Raw genomic sequence first — 2,805 nt, 5'->3', positions numbered from 1 at the left:
GCCGCCCTCGAGGCCGCGGGGCACCGCGTGCTGCGCACCGCCGACGCCTCCGGCCTGGCCGGCGTCGGGCTGACCAGCGCGACCGTGCTGTACGCGTGCGGTGACGACACCACCGAGGCGACCGCGAACGTGCTCACCGTCGCCGAGGCGGAGGCCGCCGTCCGCCGTGCGGGCAGCGGGCCGGAGCGGCTGTACGCCCACGTCAGCGACCCGGACCTGGGCGTCGCGCTGCAGGCGCGGCACCTGAGCTGTGCTGAACCGGGTGTGGACTTCTTCACGCTCGACGTGATCGCCGCCCAGGCCCTCGCGGTGCGTGAGGTGCGTCGGATCCTGGACGCCCCGGGCGGCCCGGCGCCGGTGACGCACCTGGTGGTGGTCGGTTCGGGCGAGTTCGCCAAGGCGCTGGTGGTGGGTCTGGCCCGGGAGTGGGAGCTGGCCGGCGAGGGCCTGCGGCTGGTGGTCGACCTGACGGCGGACGACGCCGACCACGTGGCCGGCGAGCTCCGGGCGCGCTGGTCGCCCGTGGCCCGGCGGATCGAGCTGCGGGCCGTGCCCGTGCTCGGCACGGGCAGCGCCGCCGCCCCCGACGCGGTGTACGTGTGCCACGCGTCCGACGGCGCCTCTCTGCGGGTTGCGCTCACGGCCACGACACTGTGGCACGGCGGGCCCGGCTCGCTCGTGCTCCTGCTGGACGGCCTGGCCGGACTGACGGGCGCGTTCGGCACCGAGGCGTCCCGCGTGCTCGACAACCTGGACGGCCGCCTGCGTACCGTGACCACACGCGACCTGCTCGCCGACGTCGAGCGCGTGGAGGCCCGCGCGCACGACGACATGTACGAGCGCATCGCGCGGTCCGTGCACCACGTCTACCTGCGCAACCAGCTCGAGCGCGGCGTCGGCTGGGGCGAGGTCCCCGCCATGGTGCGCTGGGAGGACCTGCCGGACGCCCTGCGGGCCTCCAACCGTGGCTGGGTCGTGGGACTGCCCGCGCGGCTGGCCCGGATGGGCGCCACGATCGCGCCACGCGACGGGGCCCCCGAGGTGGTGTTCGAGGGCGCCGAGCTGGACCGGCTCGCCGAGGCCGAGCACGAGCTGTGGGAGTCCGTGCGGGTGGCACAGGGCTGGCGCAGCGGCCCCGTGCGGGACGACGACGCCCGAGTGCACCCGATGATCGGCGTGCCGTGGTCGGAGCTGCCCGAGTCGAACCGCGAGAAGGACCGCGACGTGGTGCGGCTGCTGCCCGAGATCCTGGCGGAGTTCGGGCTGGAGGTCGTGCGGTACGACGCGCCGCGGGTGCCGGAGCTCTCCGTCGGGGTCTGAACCACTGGTGCCGGGTGTGGGACTCGAACCCACACGCCCTCGCGGGCAGCGCTTTTTGAGAGCGCCGCGTCTGCCTGTTCCGCCAACCCGGCCTTGCGGGACACGAAGTATGTCCCGGCGCACATCGAACCACACCGCTGTGCTGGGACCCAAGCCCAGGTGTGCGACGTAGGATGTCCTTCGTGACCGACGAGAACACCGAGAAGCTTTCCCTGGATCTGCCCCCGCTGGTCGATGCCGAGCCGGAGGCCGCTCCCGCACACCCGTCCCGCCGCGCCGTCGTGGCGGAGGACGAGGCTCTGATCCGCATGGACGTCGTGGAGACCCTGCGCGAGGCGGGCTTCGACGTCGTGGGTGAGGCCGGTGACGGCGAGACCGCCGTCAACCTGGCCATCGAGCTCAAGCCCGACGTCGTCGTGATGGACGTCAAGATGCCCGAGCTGGACGGCATCTCGGCCGCCGAGCGCATCGGCAAGGCCCACGCCGCGCCCGTGGTGCTGCTCACGGCGTTCTCGCAGACGGAGCTCGTCGAGCGCGCCCGCGACGCCGGCGCCATGGCGTACGTGGTCAAGCCCTTCACCCCGGCCGACCTGCTGCCCGCCGTCGAGATCGCGATCTCGCGGTACTCGCAGATCGGTGCGCTGGAGGCCGAGGTCGCGGACCTGACCGAGCGCTTCGAGACCCGCAAGCGCGTGGACCGGGCCAAGGGCCTGCTCATGACCAAGATGGGCCTGTCGGAGCCGGAGTCGTTCCGCTGGATCCAGAAGACGTCGATGGACCGCCGCCTCACCATGCGCGAGGTCGCCGACGCCGTCATCGAGCAGGTCGGCGCCTGAGCCGCACCCGCTGACGCCCGTTCCGGGCTCCGTCCGGAGCGGGTGAAATTTGAGGCCGCATGTTCTCTGCCGGCCCGGGCAGTACTAGTGTCTGCGCGGGGCCGAAGGTGAACTCCGGTTCCCAGACCCCCGGGAGGAGACAAGCGTGCGCACTGTGCTCGACATACACCTGGCGCGGGAGGCCGACCTGCCTGCCGTCGCGGCGTTGGCCACGGTCGCGCGCGACGACTCGCCCGCCGGGGCCCAGCTCGGCGCCCAGGAGCTCGACCGGCTGCTGGAGCACCTGAGCGTGCTCATCGCGGCCGGCGGCCACGTGCTGGTCGCGGAGCAGGACGGCCGCATCGTCGGCGTCGTCCTGGGCCGGGTCGTGGCGGCCTACCTCTTCGCGGAGCGCGCCAGCCTGTACCTGGACATGCTGTTCGTCTCGCCGCAGGCGCGCCGGCACGGCGTGGGGCACGCCCTGCTGCGCGCTGCCGCCGACCTCGCGGCCGAGCACGACTGCCACGACATCTACTCCGCGCCCGTCCCGGGCAACCGGGGCGTCCAGCGGTTCCTCGCCCGGCTCGGTTTCGCCCCGGCCGCGGGACACCGCGTGGCGTCCGTCGCGGCGCTCCAGCGCCGCCTGGCGGAGGCCCCGGTGCGGGACGGC

At 73.8% G+C, this 2,805-nt stretch carries 3 protein-coding genes and 1 tRNA gene; 3 read left to right on the top strand and 1 reads right to left on the bottom strand.

The annotated features are described in order from the left end of the window. Window positions 1-1,320: RyR domain-containing protein (locus PROKR_RS10825; RefSeq protein ID WP_036963017.1), on the top strand; the 1,320-nt coding region annotated here is incomplete at its 5' end. A 5-nt stretch (window positions 1,321-1,325) separates the two neighbouring features. Here the strand turns inward: PROKR_RS10825 and PROKR_RS10820 are convergent. After that, a tRNA-Leu gene (locus PROKR_RS10820) sits at window positions 1,326-1,412 on the bottom strand. Between the two features lie 81 nt (window positions 1,413-1,493). On the opposite strand from PROKR_RS10820, the gene PROKR_RS10815 reads away from it, so the two are divergent. After that, on the top strand, window positions 1,494-2,156 hold the full coding sequence (locus tag PROKR_RS10815; RefSeq protein ID WP_020014751.1) for an ANTAR domain-containing response regulator: 663 nt from the start codon (window positions 1,494-1,496) through the stop codon (window positions 2,154-2,156). Window positions 2,157-2,301: 145 nt separating this feature from the next. After that, window positions 2,302-2,805, top strand: a 504-nt coding sequence (locus PROKR_RS30685; protein WP_051432870.1) for a GNAT family N-acetyltransferase, incomplete at its 3' end; no start/stop codon positions are given.

Source organism: Promicromonospora kroppenstedtii DSM 19349 (assembly GCF_000515355.1).
Taxonomy (GTDB): Bacteria; Actinomycetota; Actinomycetes; order Actinomycetales; family Cellulomonadaceae; genus Promicromonospora; species Promicromonospora kroppenstedtii.
Note: the sequence above shows the minus strand (reverse complement) of the source record. Positions and strands in the feature narration are given on the sequence as shown.

What these genes read in the sequence shown, in the direction of transcription:
- PROKR_RS10815 (WP_020014751.1), top strand. Translation starts at nt 1,494, where the DNA reads ATGTCCTTCGTGACCGACGAGAACACCGAGAAGCTTTCCCTGGATCTG.